Raw genomic sequence first — 412 nt, forward strand, 5'->3', positions numbered from 1 at the left:
AAGCATGGCGACATGTGTAGCTGACGAATACTAATCGATCGAGGACTTAACCATATAGGTGATTACTCGAATATGCGTTGTTTGTGCGATGTCTTATCCAGTTTTGAAGAAATGATAAAAAATATTATTTCTTTATTGAATATATATTGTGCATATGATATAATATTACTTGTCGAAAAGAAAAAATGTCTAGTGATGATTGCGAAGAGGTCACACCCGTTCCCATGCCGAACACGGAAGTTAAGCTCTTCAGCGCCGATGGTAGTTGGGGGATTCCCCCTGTGAGAGTAGGACGTCGCTAGGCACTAACAATAGAGGCAATAAGAGATCATTATTTCCTTTATTGTTTTATTATTGACGCGGGGTGGAGCAGTTCGGTAGCTCGTCGGGCTCATAACCCGAAGGTCGCAGG

The 412-nt window shown here is 41.7% G+C and carries 1 rRNA gene; it reads left to right on the forward strand.

Annotation, left to right across the window (positions count from 1 at the left end):
* Positions 1 to 188 precede the first annotated feature (188 nt).
* Positions 189 to 304 (forward strand): 5S ribosomal RNA (rrf, locus tag AB1471_RS17135).
* Positions 305 to 412 lie beyond the last annotated feature (108 nt).

The sequence above is a fragment of the Jeotgalibacillus marinus genome, from assembly GCF_040801915.1.
In the GTDB taxonomy this organism is placed as follows: Bacteria; Bacillota; Bacilli; order Bacillales; family Jeotgalibacillaceae; genus Jeotgalibacillus; species Jeotgalibacillus marinus.